This window comes from Succinivibrio faecicola (genome assembly GCF_019448115.1).
Lineage (GTDB): Bacteria > Pseudomonadota > Gammaproteobacteria > Enterobacterales > Succinivibrionaceae > Succinivibrio > Succinivibrio faecicola.
In genome coordinates this window covers 1-16,582 of record NZ_JAGFNY010000028.1, presented here as the reverse complement: position 1 = coordinate 16,582, position 16,582 = coordinate 1, and the positions used below count along the sequence as shown (strand labels likewise).

General features: G+C 36.4%; 18 protein-coding genes. 5 read left to right on the top strand and 13 right to left on the bottom strand.

Going from position 1 to position 16,582, the window contains the following annotated elements; all coding sequences use genetic code 11:
• Positions 1-2 precede the first annotated feature (2 nt).
• Positions 3-1,649, top strand: a complete 1,647-nt coding sequence (locus tag J5V48_RS07655) for a cytochrome c biogenesis protein CcdA (protein WP_219937986.1) — start codon at positions 3-5, stop codon at positions 1,647-1,649.
• 81 nt (positions 1,650-1,730) lie between these two features.
• Here J5V48_RS07655 and J5V48_RS07650 read toward each other — a convergent pair whose 3' ends face one another.
• Genes J5V48_RS07650 through glyA form a run of 7 tightly spaced genes read right to left on the bottom strand, consistent with a single transcriptional unit; the run spans position 1,731 to position 7,503 of the window.
• Positions 1,731-2,513, bottom strand: coding sequence for an FKBP-type peptidyl-prolyl cis-trans isomerase (locus J5V48_RS07650; protein ID WP_219937985.1), 783 nt, complete (start codon positions 2,511-2,513; stop codon positions 1,731-1,733).
• Positions 2,514-2,536: 23 nt separating this feature from the next.
• A complete protein-coding gene (gene thiL / locus J5V48_RS07645) occupies positions 2,537-3,496 on the bottom strand; it encodes a thiamine-phosphate kinase (protein WP_219937984.1) in 960 nt (319 codons plus the stop codon).
• Position 3,497: 1 nt separating this feature from the next.
• On the bottom strand, positions 3,498-3,926 hold the full coding sequence (gene nusB, locus J5V48_RS07640; protein WP_219937983.1) for a transcription antitermination factor NusB: 429 nt from the start codon (positions 3,924-3,926) through the stop codon (positions 3,498-3,500).
• Between the two features lie 11 nt (positions 3,927-3,937).
• Positions 3,938-4,411, bottom strand: coding sequence for a 6,7-dimethyl-8-ribityllumazine synthase (ribH, locus tag J5V48_RS07635; protein WP_219937982.1), 474 nt, complete (start codon positions 4,409-4,411; stop codon positions 3,938-3,940).
• Positions 4,412-4,426: 15 nt separating this feature from the next.
• Positions 4,427-5,089, bottom strand: coding sequence for a riboflavin synthase (locus J5V48_RS07630; RefSeq protein WP_219937981.1), 663 nt, complete (start codon positions 5,087-5,089; stop codon positions 4,427-4,429).
• Positions 5,089-6,231, bottom strand: a complete 1,143-nt coding sequence (gene ribD, locus J5V48_RS07625; protein WP_255557763.1) for a bifunctional diaminohydroxyphosphoribosylaminopyrimidine deaminase/5-amino-6-(5-phosphoribosylamino)uracil reductase RibD — start codon at positions 6,229-6,231, stop codon at positions 5,089-5,091. The genes J5V48_RS07630 and ribD overlap by 1 nt, the downstream gene beginning before the upstream one ends.
• A gap of 18 nt (positions 6,232-6,249) precedes the next feature.
• On the bottom strand, positions 6,250-7,503 hold the full coding sequence (glyA, locus tag J5V48_RS07620) for a serine hydroxymethyltransferase (RefSeq protein ID WP_255557764.1): 1,254 nt from the start codon (positions 7,501-7,503) through the stop codon (positions 6,250-6,252).
• Positions 7,504-7,800: 297 nt separating this feature from the next.
• Here glyA and aroQ point away from each other — a divergent pair, with 297 nt between their 5' ends.
• Genes aroQ through accC form a run of 3 tightly spaced genes read left to right on the top strand, consistent with a single transcriptional unit; the run spans position 7,801 to position 10,130 of the window.
• Positions 7,801-8,250, top strand: coding sequence for a type II 3-dehydroquinate dehydratase (gene aroQ / locus J5V48_RS07615; protein ID WP_255557762.1), 450 nt, complete (start codon positions 7,801-7,803; stop codon positions 8,248-8,250).
• 38 nt (positions 8,251-8,288) lie between these two features.
• Positions 8,289-8,759: an acetyl-CoA carboxylase biotin carboxyl carrier protein gene (accB, locus tag J5V48_RS07610; protein ID WP_219937994.1), complete on the top strand. Its 471-nt coding sequence runs from the start codon at positions 8,289-8,291 to the stop codon at positions 8,757-8,759.
• Between the two features lie 21 nt (positions 8,760-8,780).
• Positions 8,781-10,130 (top strand): acetyl-CoA carboxylase biotin carboxylase subunit, encoded by a 1,350-nt coding sequence (accC, locus tag J5V48_RS07605; protein ID WP_219937978.1) that lies wholly within the window; start codon positions 8,781-8,783, stop codon positions 10,128-10,130.
• A 56-nt stretch (positions 10,131-10,186) separates the two neighbouring features.
• On the opposite strand, the gene J5V48_RS07600 is transcribed toward accC, so the two are convergent.
• The 6 genes from J5V48_RS07600 to J5V48_RS07575 all read right to left on the bottom strand — a co-directional run bounded on the left by J5V48_RS07600 (position 10,187) and on the right by J5V48_RS07575 (position 15,469).
• Positions 10,187-10,513: a hypothetical protein gene (locus J5V48_RS07600; protein WP_219937977.1), complete on the bottom strand. Its 327-nt coding sequence runs from the start codon at positions 10,511-10,513 to the stop codon at positions 10,187-10,189.
• Entirely contained in the window at positions 10,513-11,079 is a 567-nt protein-coding gene (locus J5V48_RS07595) for a PIN domain-containing protein (protein ID WP_219937976.1), read from the bottom strand. Before J5V48_RS07595 ends, J5V48_RS07600 begins: the two co-directional genes overlap by 1 nt.
• A gap of 102 nt (positions 11,080-11,181) precedes the next feature.
• The gene (locus tag J5V48_RS07590; protein ID WP_219937975.1) at positions 11,182-12,099 is read right to left on the bottom strand and encodes a hypothetical protein; all 918 of its coding nucleotides are present in this window, start codon (positions 12,097-12,099) and stop codon (positions 11,182-11,184) included.
• Position 12,100: 1 nt separating this feature from the next.
• A complete protein-coding gene (locus J5V48_RS07585) occupies positions 12,101-13,015 on the bottom strand; it encodes a site-specific tyrosine recombinase (RefSeq protein WP_219937974.1) in 915 nt (304 codons plus the stop codon).
• Position 13,016: 1 nt separating this feature from the next.
• The gene (locus J5V48_RS07580; protein ID WP_219937973.1) at positions 13,017-13,376 is read right to left on the bottom strand and encodes an early set domain-containing protein; all 360 of its coding nucleotides are present in this window, start codon (positions 13,374-13,376) and stop codon (positions 13,017-13,019) included.
• Positions 13,377-13,726: 350 nt separating this feature from the next.
• Positions 13,727-15,469, bottom strand: coding sequence for an alpha amylase N-terminal ig-like domain-containing protein (locus tag J5V48_RS07575; RefSeq protein WP_219937972.1), 1,743 nt, complete (start codon positions 15,467-15,469; stop codon positions 13,727-13,729).
• A gap of 142 nt (positions 15,470-15,611) precedes the next feature.
• Here J5V48_RS07575 and J5V48_RS07570 point away from each other — a divergent pair, with 142 nt between their 5' ends.
• Complete coding sequence (locus tag J5V48_RS07570; protein WP_219937971.1) at positions 15,612-16,532, top strand: AraC family transcriptional regulator; 921 nt, start codon at positions 15,612-15,614, stop codon at positions 16,530-16,532.
• Positions 16,533-16,582 lie beyond the last annotated feature (50 nt).

The following is a 16,582-nucleotide window of genomic DNA, read 5'->3' as shown; positions in this document are numbered from 1 at the left end:
AAATGAAAAAGATTATTTTTGCTCTGTTTTACTTTTTATTAGCTATTAGCCTTAATAATGTAAAGGCAGACGAGCTTTCTGATTTACTTGCAATTGATGACTCTAAAAAGCTTGAGAATAAACTTTTCACAGCAAGCTGTTCTCAGGATAACAATCTTATAAAATGCACCGTATCACCTGATAAGAACATTTACATTTATAAGGACTCTATTAAAACAGAATCAACTGATGCTTTTGTTGGCAATGTAACTTTACCAGAGGGTGTATCTCATGAAGATTCTCAGGGGATAAAACAGATTTACAACTTTCCATTTGAAATTGAAATTTCCATTGCAAAGGCAAAAGCTTTCGATTCTGTAGTTTTATCTGCACAAGGCTGTGACAATAATGGAATATGTTATGCACCAGCCTCATACAAGTATGTCATTGAAAAAGATATAACAGCAACTTCATTTAGCAATAATACAGATAATGTTTTATTTTCAAAAAATGACAGTTTTGCGCTCATTCTTCTTTTAGCACTGATTTTTGGAGCTGCACTCGATCTTACACCTTGCTCTCTGCCATTACTTTCAATATATTCAGCAACTATTCTAGGTTCACACAGTAGCAAGAAGGATGCTTTTATCAATAATGCCGCCTATATTATTTCTCTTGCTTTAGGATATAGCATTATCGGTATTATATTCGCCTTTATAGGTGTATCTGCGCATGGCTTTTTACAGCATCCTGTAACATGTGTAGTTTTGAGCATAATACTGTTAGCACTTGCACTTCATACACTTGATTTGCTCAGATTGCCAAATATTCCAACATTTAATTCAAAGATACAAAATAGTTTAGCCTTGCTAAAAAACGGCTCTGTAAAAAAAGCTGTTGTAATGGGGCTTTTATCTGCACTGTTTACAACTCCTTGTACCTCAGCTCCTTTAACAGGAGCACTAATCTATGTTATGACAACCAACTCAATTGTATTTGGTTCACTCATTTTCTTTGCTATTGGACTTGGAATGGGATTACCTTTAATCATAATTGGTCTTTTTGGCTCAAAAGCACTCAACGTATTTAAGAGCAGAACTTCAATTATAAAGAAATTACTATCTCTTCCACTGATTATTACTGCTCTATTCGTTTCTAGACATCTTTTAGGTGAGTATTCAAAGATAGCCTCAATATGCGTATACAGCATCAGCCTGTTTACTCTCGTTACTTTACTTTTAAACAAAAAGAACAAGTTTTTAAAAATCAGTCTTTCTTCTATTGCTTTAGTATGTTGCTTTGTTACTGGCTATTATTTTGAAAACTCAGTAGGCACTCATAAGCTGAACTTTGAACAGATTTACAGTATTGAAGATCTTGAAAAATACAAAGGAGAAAAGATTTTTCTAACTGTCAGTGCAAGCTGGTGTGCAAACTGTCATCAGTTAGATGATGAACTGTATTCAACTGATGAGTTTTTAAATCTAGTAAAGGGATATCGACTATTAAGATATGATTTTTCAGATCCTAATTCAGCAGAATCTAAAAAGTTAGGCAACCGCTTTAATATGTTAGGAGTACCTTATGCTGCATTCATTGATGAAAATCTAAATGAGCTTAAGACTTACCAGGGACTGATAAGCATTGATGATTTAAAGAAAACTCAATAAAAATAAACCTCGTTATCGATCATTAGATCAGTAACGAGGTTCTTGCTATTCTAGCAGTCTTATTTTATTGAATGCTATGAATTATTTCTTCTTTTCAGTTTCTTTCTTAGCTTCTTTAACGTCTGTTAACTTAACGTTGAAGATTAAAACAGAGTTTGGCTTGATCATGTTGCCAACAGCATTCTCACCATAACCTAACTTTGATGGAATGTATAGCTCATATTCAGAACCAACTGCCATTAACTGAAGACCTTCAATCCAGCCTGGGATCATGTTGTCTAATGGGAATACAACTGGTGACTTCTGCTCATCAAATACTGTTCCATCGATTAAGGTACCTTTATAGATAACAGAAATTGTGTCACCTTTCTTAGGCATTGCGCCTTCACCCTTGGTGATTACCTTGTACTGAAGGCCTGATGCTGTTGTTACAACGCCTTCCTTTGTAGCATTTGCTTTTAAGAAGTCTTCACCAGCCTTTAAGTTATCTTCAGCAGCCTTTTTGGTCTCAACTTCTACTTTTTCCTGAATTCTCTTGTCTAAATCCTTAAGAATATCTTCGATCTCATCACGACCAAGCATTGAAGCTCCGTTTACACCGTCCTGAAAACCAGCAACGATCATTTCTGAGTTTAACTGACCAATGAAGGTTTCCTGGTTCTTTTTCATCTGAGATACATACTCACCTAATGAGGCACCGATAGCATAAGCAGCCTTGTCCTCAAAAGAGCTATCCTTTGAAATAGCACCTGACTGTGTAACACCACCAACTGGCATTGAAATTTTGTGGTCACATGCTGACATTGCAAAAGCTGATGCTGCAACAGCTGTTGCTATCAGAGCTTTTTTATAAAAGTTTTTCAAAATATTCTCCAAAATTTGTGATTTTAAAAATGTTCAAATGGTTTTAAATTCTGATTGCACATAATACCATGATTTATTATCTGCAATTTAGAATTTTTACTTATTGAGCCTATTCTCGTGACTTTAGTACAGAATTTTTGAGCTATGTCCTCAATATTATGTCTAAAACATTTAGATGCTGTAAACAACAATTCATAATCACACCCACCGTACAGAGCAAGATCATAAACTTTTTCTTTAAGGTTATACTTAGCAAATTCACAAGGGAGAGGAATATCCTCAAGATTAATCGAAGCTCCCACTTTTGATGCATCTAGAATATGTTTCAAGTCACCTATAAGTCCGTCAGAAATATCAATTGCGCACTTTGAATATCTGCTGAGCTCTCTTGCAAAAGCACACCTGTCTTCTATGAGCATACTTTTTGTGTAACATTCATTAAAGACGGATTTATCCATTGCGATTTCATTGTAGCCTAAAGCAACAGCAAAACCAGGAAGCCCCAGTGTTCCTGTTACATATATATCATCACCATCTTTAGCATTGTCTCGTCTCATTGCTCTGCCGTGCTCTACTAAGCCATATGCACTGATTGTGATACTCAATTGACCTTTAGTAGTATTTCCTCCAATCAGGGGAAGAGAATGTTTGTCTGCAAGAGAGAATAAACCTTTAGAAAAGCCTTTTAAGAAATTCTCGTCTGCCATTGGTAAAGATAATGATAAAGTGAAGGCTATAGGCTTAGCCCCCATAGATGCAAGATCTGAGAGATTAACAAGGAGTGACTTGTAACCTAACAAAAAAGGATCCGTATTCTTGAAAAAATGGATCCCTTCAATCTGTGTATCAGTAGTGATAGCAAGTTCAGAACCTTGAGGAACATTTAAAAGGGCACAGTCATCACCAATACCAAGTGAAACAGCATCTGATTTATCGTGCCCTGAAAAATATCTGCCTATTAGCTCGAACTCGCCTAAAGACATATTACTTGATTGCCTTAATTACCTTATCAAGAACGCCGTTTACAAATTTATGGCTGTCCTGCTCTGCAAATTCCTTTGCAAGAATGATTGATTCATTGATAACCACTCTATATGGAACTTCCTGACGGTATAAAAGCTCAAATGTACCTAAACGAAGAACTGCCTTGTCAATCTGATCAAGATCTTCAAGTGGTCTGGAAAGATGAGGTGCATATGTCTCATCGATCTCTGAAACGTTGTTTACAACACCTGAAACAAGATCATGGAAATAATCAAGATCAGCACCTCTTACAGGCTGATCTTCAAGGAACTGGCGCTCAATCTCAGTTGGGCTTAACTGAGTTAGCTGCCACTGATAAATAGCCTGTAGAGCAAAGTGTCTTGCCTTATGGCGCATTGCAGGTGTTACTGCACCTTCAGTTGCATCCATCTTTTACCTTCCTAACTAAATTGTTTAATAACGTTAACCATCTCAAGTGCAGATGAAGCAGCTTCACTACCCTTGTTGCCTGCATGTGTTCCAGCGCGCTCAACAGCCTGCTCAAGTTTATCAACAGTTAAAACACCGTTAGCAACTGGAATTGCATGCTTTAACATAACCTGAGTCATACCCTTTGCACATTCATTAGCTACAACCTCAAAATGATAGGTTGAACCTCTGATTACACAACCTAAGGCAATAATTGCATCAACCTTCTTTGAAGCAGCGATTTTTTCGCATACTACAGGGATCTCAATTGCACCAGGAACTCTAACAACGGTAATATTCTCTTCTTTAACCTCACCTTCGCGCTTTAAGGTATCAATAGCACCTTCAACAAGACGCTCACAGATTAAGCTGTTAAAACGAGAAACAACGATAGCGAATTTACCGTCTCTACATGGCTTATTGCCTTCAATTACATTGACTGACATAAGTACTCCTGAATATTAGAAAAAACCGTTTTTCTGCATTGCACTTAGCAAGGATGAATCACTCATCTGAGTATCACTATCCTGCTTTGTGAAAAGTCTTTCAAGATATCTTGCAAGTACATCAACCTCAAGATTAACCTGACATCCTTTTTCAAAATTATCAAAATTAACAGCCCCTTGAGTATGAGGGATAAGAGTTAATCTGAAAGAATCATTCTCTACATCATTTACAGTAAGAGAAATTCCATCTACTGCAATAGAACCTTTTCTTGCGATGTATTTAGACAGCTCTGATGGAGCTTTTATCCATATATCAACAGCATCATCAAGCTTTGATACATTTATTACTTCACCGATTCCATCAACATGCCCCTGAACAATATGTCCACCAAGATGGGTTGATGCGGTACAAGCAAGTTCCAAATTTAGTCTGTCACCTGTTCTGTAATTCTTAAAACATGTGCATTTTACAGTTTCTGCTGAAACATCAGCATAAAATGAGTTACCAACAAGCTCTGTTACAGTCAGACATACACCATTGTTTGCAATTGAATCACCAAGAGCAATTGTGTTGTTCTTTATAAAGCTTTCAGGTGCATCGACCATAATTACATAGCCTCTGCCTCTTTTTGTCATGCTTTTAAGTGTGCCAACAGCCTGTACAATACCTGTGAACATTAGTCTTCCAGAAGATAATGAAGTAACACATCGTTACCGTAACGTTTTGTTTTATGCAAAGTAAATTCTCTGCAGCAAGATAAATCCAGTACATTGTAAGTATTGAATGCACTTCTTGCCTCTTTACCTAATAATTTAGGAGCAACAAAGGCATAGATTTCATCTACAGCATTTGCATCTAAAAAAGCAGATATCAGTTTTGAACCTGCTTCAACAAGTACTTTTCTTATCTGCTTAGTTCCAAGAAATTCTAGTAAGGAATTTATATCTACATGACCATCAGATGATCTATTTATATAAACCTTGCTTACATTTTCATTAATTATAGTTTCTTTATTCAGTTCTTCTAGATTATCACTTGCGCATACAAGTAGATTCTGACCTTTTGAGAATATCTGATATTTTGAAATATCAAGATTTCCATTTGAATCTAAAATGACCTTCAAAGGCTGTCTTGCGCATTCAAAATCAATTTTTTTTCTGTTTTTCTTCTTTAGCTCTTCATATCTGACATTAAGCATCGGATCATCTGCCATTACAGTATTTGAAGAAGTTATAATACAGTCTGATTTTGCTCTGATATCCTGAACTTTTGCTCTGGATTCACTATTTGTAATCCACTTGCTTTTTCCATTGCATAAAGCTGTTTTCGCATCAAGAGACATTCCTGTTTTTACTGCAACATATGGAATACCTTTAACAATTGATTTCATGAAAGCTCTACATAAAAAAAGAGCTTCCTTTTCAAGAACATGCTCTACAACTTCAATTCCAGCTTCTCTTAGGATCGCAAATCCACGTCCACAAACTTTTGGATTAGGATCACCGCAGGCTGCAACAACTCTTGCAACCTTGCATTCAACAAGTTTTTTTGCACATGGAGGGGTTCTACCATAATGAGAGCATGGCTCTAAAGTCACGTATACAGTGGCACCTTCAACATCAAAGGACGCATCCTGTAAAGCCATAATCTCAGCATGAGGGAGTCCGGCCTTGTGGTGATAACCACGACCAATTACTTTTCCATCGCGTACAATAACACATCCTACCGCTGGATTTGGGTAGGATGTATATAAGCCACAAGAAGCAAGCTTAATAGCCTGCTTCATGTACTTTATGTCCTGTTTTAAGACCTTAGTCAAATCGGTTACCTGACTTGATTAGTCCTTGTATACAGGGAACTTGGCGCACAGAGCCTTTACGCGCTCACGGCACTTTAAGATAACTTCATCATTCTGATAATTATCTAAAACATCACAAATGATTGAAGCAAGTTCCTTGATCTCAGCTTCCTTGAAGCCACGACGTGTACAAGCAGGAGTACCAATACGTAAACCTGAAGTTACGAATGGAGAACGAGTCTCACCAGGAACGGTATTCTTGTTTACAGTAATGAATGCCTTACCTAAAGCAGCCTCAGCATCTTTACCGGTCATCTCTAAGCCGATAAAATCCATTAAGAACAAGTGGTTGGAAGTACCGCCTGATACAACCTTGTAACCACGCTTCATAACTTCTTCAGCCAATAACTTAGCATTTGCAACTACCTGCTTTTGGTAGTCAACGTACCAAGGCTCCATAGCCTCCTTGAATACAATTGCCTTAGCAGCGATTACGTGCTCTAAAGGACCGCCCTGTAAACCTGGGAAGATAGCTGAATTTAATTTCTTGTAGATGTCCTGATCATGGCAGTTTGAAAGAATAAAGCCTGAACGTGGGCCACCTAATGACTTGTGAGTTGTTGAAGAAACAACGTGAGCGTACTCGATTGGGCTTGGATATACGCCTGCAGCAATTAAACCTGCAACGTGAGCCATATCAACTAAAAGATAAGCACCAACCTCATCAGCAATCTCACGCATCTTCTTCCAGTCGACGATACCTGAGTATGCAGAGAAACCAGCAACAATCATCTTTGGCTTTAACTCTAATGCCTGCTTGCGGATTGCTTCGTAATCAAGCTCACCCTTTTCATTAACTTCGTAGCCATAAGCCTTGTAAACCTTACCAGAGAAGTTTACAGGACAGCCGTGAGTCAAGTGACCACCTGATGATAATGATAAGCCCATTACAATGTCACCTGGCTGACATAAAGCCTGGTAAACAGCAGCGTTGGCCTGAGAACCTGCATGTGGCTGAACATTTGCGAATTCACACTTGAATAGTTTGCATGCTCTGTCGATAGCTAACTGTTCAACAGCATCAACATACTCGCAACCGCCGTAATAGCGCTTTCCAGGATAGCCTTCAGCGTACTTGTTAGTTAGCTGTGAACCCTGTGCCTCCATAACGCACTTTGATGCGTAGTTTTCTGAAGCGATAAGTTCGATGTGATCCTCTTGACGCTGGTTTTCACCTTCAATTGCAGTCCATAACTCAGGATCGAATTCTGCAATTGACTTAGCTTTGTTCATGAAGCTCATGTGGTTTCCTCAATGTGAAGGTTAATGATGACAAATCGTCATAAAAGAAAATTCCGTAGACCTATTCTATCATTTTTTGTGCACTCGTTTACACTTTTTGGCAAAAAAGACATGACAAATTTGCACAATTTACCTTATGCGTATATTTTTCAGAAAAGAAAAAAATTTAAGAATTGTCATGGTTTATTACCTAAAAATTGCAAAAAATTAACATTTTTAAAGAATATTTGAGAATTTTTCAAATAAAAATGATAAAATGCACCAACTTTTCTTTCTGGAGAAAAAAAATTGGCTAAATTTTCTATTTTGGTGTTAAACGGTCCAAATCTTAACCTTTTAGGTACCCGTGAACCAGAAATTTACGGTAAAGAGACATTAAAGGACCTTGAAAACAACCTGAAAAAGGTTGCTGATGAGCTAGATGTCAATATTGAGTGCTATCAGTCCAATCATGAAGGTGATTTAGTTGATAAAATCCAGAATAGCCGCAATAACACTGATTTCATATTATTGAATGCCGGCGCATATACCCACACCAGCGTTGCTATTCGCGATGCTCTTGCAGGAATCGACGTTCCTTTTTATGAAATACACATTTCAAACGTGCATAAAAGAGAAGAATTTAGACATAATTCTTATCTTTCAGCTATTGCCGTTGGAGTCATAGTAGGTTTCGGACTTGATGGTTACGAATATGCTTTAAGAGGCGCTGTAAGACTCTTAAACCGTAATCATTAATTATTAAAAAAACATAAGTTAGGATATTGTTCATGCAAATTGATATTCATAAGATAGCTAAGCTTATCGAGATCGTATCTAAGTCAGATGTATCTGAGATCAACTTAAAGCAGGGCGAAGAAGAATTAAAGATTACTCGTGAAAAGGCTGTTGTTCAGGCTGTTTCAACCGTAATTCCTGCTCCTGTTGCTGCACCTGTAGTTGCTGCAGCACCTGCACCTGTAGCAGCACCTGCTGCTCCTGCAGCTCCTGCTGCTGAGGCTGCAGTTGATGCATCTAAGTTAATGAAGTCACCAATGGTTGGTACTTTCTACCGCTCAGCAAGCCCTACTGCAAGCCCATTCGTTGAGGTTGGTGCTTCTGTTAAGGAAGGCGACACCTTATGCATTATCGAAGCTATGAAGATGATGAATCAGATTCAGGCTGACAGAGCTGGTGTTATCAAGAAGATCTTAGTTGAGAACGGCTCAGCTGTTGAGTTCGATCAGCCATTATTTGAGTTTGAATAATAACTTAGGTCCCAATTCATTATGAAACTTGAAAAAGTTCTTATTGCCAACCGTGGTGAAATCGCTTTACGTGTTTTACGTGCATGTCGCCAGTTAGGCTTAAAGACTGTAGCAGTTCATTCAACTGCAGATCGTGATTTAATGCACGTAAAGCTAGCTGATGAAGCTGTTTGTATAGGTCCTGCAGCTCCTAAGGACTCATATTTAAATATTCCTTCAATTATCGCTGCTGCAGAGGCAACAGGTGCTAATGCTATTCACCCAGGCTACGGTTTCTTATCAGAGAATGCCGATTTTGCTGAGATGGTTGAAAAGTCAGGCTTTATCTTTATCGGCCCTACTGCTGATACTATCAGACTGATGGGTGATAAGGTTTCTGCAAAGAAAGCAATGCAGAAAGCTGGTGTTCCTTGCGTTCCAGGTTCAGCTGGTGCTCTTGGTGAAAACGCTGAAGAGAACAGAAAGCTTGCAAACCAGATTGGTTACCCAATCATCATTAAGGCAGCAGGTGGTGGCGGTGGCCGTGGTATGCGTGTTGTAAGATCTGATGCTGAACTTGAAGAGTCAATCGCTTTAACCCGTCGTGAAGCAGATATGTTCTTCAATAACCCAGCTGTTTATATGGAGAAGTTCCTTGAGAACCCTCGCCATATTGAATTCCAGGTTTTATCAGACGGTCAGGGTCATGCTGTTTACCTTGGCGAGCGTGACTGCTCAATGCAGAGACGTAACCAGAAGGTTCTTGAAGAGGCTCCTGCTCCATTTATCAGCCAGGAACAAAGAGAGACCATTGGTAGTCGCTGTGCTCAGGCATGTATTGATATTGGTTATCGTGGTGCAGGTACTTTCGAGTTCTTATATGAGAACGGCGAGTTCTACTTCATTGAAATGAACACCCGTGTTCAGGTTGAGCATCCTATTACAGAAATGATCACTGGTGTAGATATCGTTCGTGAAATGATCAACGTATGTGCTGGTAATCCATTATCAATCAAGCAGGATGATATCAAGCTAAAGGGTCACGCAATTGAGTTCCGTATCAATGCTGAAGATCCAAAGACCTTTATGCCATCTCCAGGCGAGATTAAGTATCTACACGTTCCTGGTGGTCCAGGTGTTCGTTGGGATTCACATGTATATCAGGGCTATAAGGTACCACCTTACTATGATTCATTAGTTGGTAAACTTATCGTTTATGATGATACCCGCGAAATGGCCATCGTACGTGGTTTAGAGGCATTAGACGAGCTTGTTTTATCAGGCATCAAGTCAAATATTCCTCTACACAAGGATCTGTTAACTGATCCTATTGAAATCAAGGGTGGCGCAAGCATCCACTACTTAGAGCAGAAATTAGAAGCATCTAAGTAAGATTTCTTCAGTAAAAAAGAGGGCTGCAGCCCTCTTTTTTTGTTTTTATAAAGTGTTTATTTCATACATTTTCTATCTAAAATCGCAAAAGCGCTACCTTCTTTAAAATCTCTATCCTTATATTTCTTTTTATAAGATGCAAGACTTCTTTTTAAAGGCTCAATATGCTCTTTACTCTCAAGAGTAAAATCAGCTAAAGCTTCTCCAAAATTAGAGTGAATAAAATCTGATGGTGACTTACCGTCAAGAAAAGAAAGCACCTCAATTAGAGCTGAAAGCTGAGGAGTCGGTCTTACGCTGACTATTTTGAAACTATCTTGAGTTTCTGCCTTGATTTTCCCCTCTGTCAGAGCCTTCTTCTGAATATCCTCTATGATGCTCATTAGTTTCTGCTCCTCGAACTTTTGTTTAACTGAATCCATGATTCAAGACTTCTGAATACCCTTTTGTATTCAGGAGTAGATAACAGATTCTCTCTTTCACAGAACTGCATAAGTTTCATTCCAACCTGAATATAGCTTTCAGAATGTTCTATTCCATTATGCGATGAGAGCTTTATCTTTTTTGCCGCAGGACCAAAATCAAGCAGATCCTGAGATATTGAAGTATTTGAAATTACCTCATTTGACCATGTAGCAACATCAAAGGCACCTTTAGAACCAGCATAGGCATCTGCAATAAGTGAGATAATCAAAGCAACGTCTTTAGCTACACCTTTTGCATTAAGTGACTTTTTGAAATAATGAACCAAGACTGTATGAATTAAATCAGATTTTGACTTGATCCCATAATGAGACTGAATTTCATTTAAAAGCTCCAGATCTTCATTATCAAATTTCACATTGTACTTTTTATCTATATTCTCTTTTGAAAAAGAAAAAGAGTTGTCTTTAAACTGCTCTTTATCTATGACTTTATTTGGCTGATGAATTACGGCAGAAAATGACATGATTAATATCCAAAAATCAAATCTAAAAAGTGTAAAAAAATTATAGATCTATTTGAATTATATTCAAGTCAAATTTTGACTTATAACTTAGCCTTAAATTAGCTATAAACCATGTTTTTTTGCCTGAATTCTTACCTGATCTGTTGCAGGAGAAGAGTACCAGACAGGGATTGGTCTTGAAAAGTTTGAAAAGTCTTTGCAGACTCTGTCATACAGTAACTGCATCTTATTGAGATTATTCTTGTTTTTTAATGCTCTCTTGCCACACTTGAACAAAGAATAAAAAGCACAGTAAAGAGCAAAATGCATCCAGAATTTTGTAGGTACGTTTCCTCCAAAATATCCATCAATAATACCAGCACACAAAAGTGGATATTCACCTGCACTTTCTAGCTCAAGATTTGCAAAATCTTCACACAGATCGCCAGGTCCTATCGTATAGGATGGGAGAAAAGCTAAAGAAGTATCCTTACTTATAAGTATATTGTTATGCTTTAACGATCCATAACGCATAACACTTTTAAAAACACTGAAATGATCGTATCTTGTGGATATGGCATTTAAAGCATAATTATCATTCTTAAAATGAGGCAGATCTGAAATATAGAAAGCTAGTTTCTCCATAAAAGAATCATGTCTTGTATGGGCTTTAGATGTCTGTTTTTCATTAAGAGTATAAGAGTGAATATCACAAAGGATCCTTCCTATTCTTTTTCCGGTTGAATACTGCCATGTAGGAGGAACAACCTTTAAAAAATCTGCAAGAAAACCACCATCAAAATTTTCAAAAACAGCACTTGAGATATTCAGAGAAGAATTTCTGTTCAGGGATAATGGCTTTAAGATAGATCCATTTGAAAATTTATAAAAGTATTCACTAGACTGATATGCTCTTTTAAGTTTCTGGAAATTATTAAGTGAAGACTGCATGCAAAGACATGAAGTATCTGTACTTTGCAGAACAAAATACTCTATCTGTGAATTTGGATCTTTGAATAATGGTCTGTAACCTAACTGCATATCAGTTCCTTGGATGTGAACGATTGAATACTTGATGCATTCTGTAAGTAGCTACATAAGTATAAATCTGCGTAGTTGTAAGAGAACTGTGGCCAAGCATCATCTGTACTGAACGCAAATCAGCATCATGATTTAACAGATGCGTTGCAAATGCATGTCTGAAAGCATGAGGATATACAGAAGAAGAATCTATTCCAATATCAGTGCAGTATTTTTTTACGCGTTGCCAAAAACCGATTCTTGTAAGGGCACAAATCTTACCGTCTGTATTAATCTTTCCTGAAATAAAGATATAAGGAAAAGTTTTTTTAGGATCTTTTTGAGATCTAAATCCATCAATGTACTGCTTAAGATATTCAAGAGCCCTTTTACAGACTGGAACTAATCTCTCTTTTCCACCTTTACCGATAATCTTTAGAAAACCATCCTGAAAATTCACATTTTCAAATCTAATATTTACCAGCTCTGATACACGAAGACCAGTTGCATATACTAATTCAAGCATTGCCTTGTCCCTCTGCCCCTGGAAAGTTGAACAGTCAGGTGCATTCAGGATTAAATCTACGGTACTCTCAGAAATGACGTGGGGAACATGTTTTGTTAACTTGGGACTTTCAATGGTACTGCTTGGATCGAATGATAATATTTTTTCCTTAACAAGAAATCTGCAAAAATTCCTAATGGATGTCAGAGTTCTTGCTACAGATGATGATTTATATTTGTGAATATATTCAAGATAGCATCTTATGTTTTCGGTAGTTATTCCTGTAACATCAAGAGAAAGCTCTTCTTTTAGAAATGTTAAAAACCGATTAATGTCAGAAATATAGGCTCTTATGCTGTTATTTGATAATGAATACTCTAGCAGCAGATAATCCTCATATTTATAGAATATTTCTTTATAATCGGTTTTCATTTTAATCTTTACTGAGCTTAAAAAGTTGAGCCATGCTTAACAGTAGCTTTTTGCTGCTCTTGTATACAGTTGCATAATATCCGCCATTTCGCTTTATTACGCAGAATTTGTAAACACCATCTGAGTTTGGATAAAAGCTGATTTCCTCAAACTTTGAATCAGGATTCAGCTTTAGAGGTAAAGAGCCCTCTCTGATTACACCAGGACCAGACATGAATCCAAAATTACTACCCTCTGACCAGTCAGAATCTGCAAATTTGAATTTGTAAGGAGACCAGTCAGTTCTTAATGTTGCATAGGTACAGTATCCGTCATCAGATTTTCTTAGTCTGTATGTTTCTGATACTTCATAATCATTCATTTCTCCTCTCAAATAAACCGGACGGTTATTGATATTTAAAGAGGAACTGATAATCTGATCTATTGGACCTTGTGATGAACAGGAACATAAGATCATGCCAGAAAAAACAGTTGATAATATTTTTTTTGAAATTTTCACAGTGATCTCGAGTTTAATGAATATTATTAGTTAATTTTACACATTATTTATAGATTTATATTTGTAAAATCATGATTTTAACTTTTTTCTAAACACTTTTTTGATAATTTTTGCATTAAAGCACGTTTTTATTTATCAAAAAGCATAAAAAAGCCTTTTTAGTATTGAACCAAAAAGGCATTGGACATACAGAACCTGTAAATAAATATCAATTAGTTGACTATTACTAGTACGCCTCCTTTTTTCAGTTTTGAATCACTGTATTTATGGGAAAAAACAATTTTAGAATCAGAATTTTCATAAATTTCCACATCACGATCTGAGTCATTTATATATACAGAGCCTTTTTGCTCGGTGCCTCTTGTGTAATGAATCAGTCTTTGTGTATCCATATTGACAAAATCAAAAGGCTGTTCGCTTTTAAAACAATCAAGTTTTCTTACAGCGATTAGTGCTTTTATCTGATTAAAGACAGATTGATGTTCTGAACAATCAAGATATTTCCATGGCATTGGCTTTCTGTTGTACGGATCGTTCTGACCATCAAGAGCAAACTCTGTCCCATAGTAAATACATGGACTACCAGGCATTGTCATAAGAATCGCCATCTGCTGAATAAAGCTATCATAGCTACCTGCTCTTGTAATAATTCTACCTACATCATGACTATCTAACTGATTGAAAATTACTCTGTTTGTCTGATCTTTGTATAAGGAATAACAATAATTTATCTGATGAACAAAATCTTTTGTGCAAAGACTCTTATCTTTAAAGAATGTATCAAGGCTGAACATAAAAGGATAATTCATTACAGAATCATACTCATCACCTGCAAGATATGATGAAGAATCTGTCCAAATTTCACCTAACAAGAAAATATCAGGTTTTACATCCTTTAGTTCCAGATTCAGATGTTTTATAAATGAATGGGAAATCTCATTACCGACATCAAATCTGATACCGTCTATCTCAAACATTGAAATCCATTTTTTGCAGACATCAGTAAAATAATCAACAACAGCCTTATTGTTAGTATTAAGCTTTGGCATATCACTTACAAATGCAAAAGAATAGTAGCGACCATCTTTTGTATTTCCACTCTTTGCAAATTCTGGTGAGTTTATGTAATACCAGTTGTAATATTCTGAACTCTGTCCATTCTTAAGGACATCCTTAAATGCAAAGAAATCTCTTGATGTATGATTAAAAACAGCATCAATCATCACCTTGATTCCTAGTGAATGAGCTCTTTTAACGAGATTTGCAAAATCCTCATTTGAGCCAAAAGCAGGATCGACTGTCAGATAGTCATCGGTATTGTATTTATGATTTGTTGAACTTTTAAATATTGGATTGAAATAAATTCCTGTAATACCAAGAGAAGACAAGTACTCGAGTTTTGAGTCTATGCCTTTGATATTACCTCCATACATACTCTTATAATCAATACAGCCAACATCGTTCCAGTCAACAAAATTAGCCTTGTATCCGTCATCAACTCTACAGAATCTGTCTGGGAAGATCTGATACCACACAGTATTTTCTACCCATTTTGGAGGAATACAGATATCAGACTCATTCATCCAGCCGAACTTGAAATAGTGTTTTGCAAGCTCGCATCTGTTAACGAAACTTATTTGGTGAATACCATCTTCCAAGAGGCATACACTAGTATCATTATCAAAGTAAATTACAAAATAGTACTGAAGACGTTTATATTCTGGCTGTACGATTACAGAGAAAATATTCTCTAAAGATAAAGATCTTGAAAGATGCATTTGTACAGGATTACCTGTCCAGTTCTGTCCAGATATGCCCTTACTGTATGGATCATCACACATAAGAACGGCTTTTTTTACACTTTTATTCGTGTGCAGATTTATCTTCAGTTCATTTTCATTCAGGCAATAACAGTCGTTAAAACCACACTTATGATAAATACCTTCTAACATCATGATAACTGCTCCTTCATGAGTAAATCAGATGATGTCAGTTTAGTTCAATTAAATGAGATGATCTTTAATGATGGTATTTACAAATTAACACAATAGTATTATTGTTTTTTTACATCTTTTTAATTAGCTTATAGGTTTTATCATGAATAACAATAAGTTAATACATGAATCAAAAATCCACGGCCAGGACAAATTTTCTTTTTCCATCTACCATTCACTGGTACCTTGCTGCCTTACCTCTTTTCCTCTTCACTGGCATGATGAAATTGAAATTACATATATGAAAAAAGGGTGTGCTGATTTTTATATATGCAATCAGTTATATACAGCACATGAAGGCGATATTCTTATATCCAATACTAAATATCCTCACAGCATGCAGCAGTACAAAGATGAAAGCGCTGATTATTTCTCTATTCTCATAAATACAAAGCTTTTGCAGCAGGATATGAAAAGTGAAGTTATTCATGATGAACTTATCGATAAAATTAGAAGAATTGAAGATGCATCATTAATTTTTCCTCCTTTTATAAAAGCAGACAGCGAACTTGCAAAAAGTCTTTGCCCTTTTCTTGATAACATTATTGAGCACAGAAAGGAGTGCTACTCAGAGTATCAGCTTTTAGTTCTTGGGAATATTCTTATAGTTTTTAACTATCTTCTTAAAAACACCTGCTCAACAGATAAAAATATTTGTGAATTCAAATACGATTTTTCCAAAATCAAACCTGCAGTACACGCAGTTCACAATCAGTATGAGCAAAAACTTCTTATTCAACAGGTTGCATCAATGTGTAATCTGTCTAAAAGCCACTTCATGAAACTTTTTAAGAATATTACAGGAAAAGGTTTTAATGAATTCTTAATTGAGCACAGACTGCATATGGCATCATTAATGCTCAAAAACACAGATGACAAGCTTATTGATGTATCAGTTAACTGCGGTTTTGAAAACCAGTCTTACTTTACAAGATGCTTTACTAAACACTTTAAAATGACACCAAGTCAATTCAGAAGAAAAAATCTTAATCAACACTATGGCGAAATTATGGATCAGCACTAAGTTCACACTTTTGAACAAAGTATAAACATTGGATGCATAATTCGTGTTTA